At 55.5% G+C, this 539-nt stretch carries 1 rRNA gene; it reads left to right on the top strand.

The window, feature by feature from the left end:
* Positions 1–521 (top strand): 16S ribosomal RNA (locus WFJ73_RS33195); the annotation flags it as partial.
* Between the last annotated feature and the right edge of the window lie 18 nt (positions 522–539).

The raw sequence follows: 539 nt of genomic DNA, 5'->3' as shown, positions 1-539 counted from the left end.
CTTTCCTTCGGGACAGAGGAGACAGGTGGTGCATGGTTGTCGTCAGCTCGTGTCGTGAGATGTTGGGTTAAGTCCCGCAACGAGCGCAACCCTTGATCTTAGTTGCCAGCACTTTGGGTGGGCACTCTAGGATGACTGCCGGTGACAAACCGGAGGAAGGTGGGGATGACGTCAAATCATCATGCCCCTTATGACCTGGGCTACACACGTACTACAATGGCCGATACAACGGGAAGCGAAACCGCGAGGTGGAGCCAATCCTATCAAAGTCGGTCTCAGTTCGGATTGCAGGCTGCAACTCGCCTGCATGAAGTCGGAATTGCTAGTAATCGCGGATCAGCATGCCGCGGTGAATACGTTCCCGGGTCTTGTACACACCGCCCGTCACACCACGAGAGTTTACAACACCCGAAGCCGGTGGGGTAACCGCAAGGAGCCAGCCGTCGAAGGTGGGGTAGATGATTGGGGTGAAGTCGTAACAAGGTAGCCGTATCGGAAGGTGCGGCTGGATCACCTCCTTTCTAAGGAAATACCCGATC

Origin of the sequence: Paenibacillus sp. MMO-58 (assembly GCF_037146255.1) — a bacterium.
Taxonomy (GTDB): domain Bacteria; phylum Bacillota; class Bacilli; order Paenibacillales; family Paenibacillaceae; genus Pristimantibacillus.
Note: the sequence above shows the minus strand (reverse complement) of the source record. Positions and strands in the feature narration are given on the sequence as shown.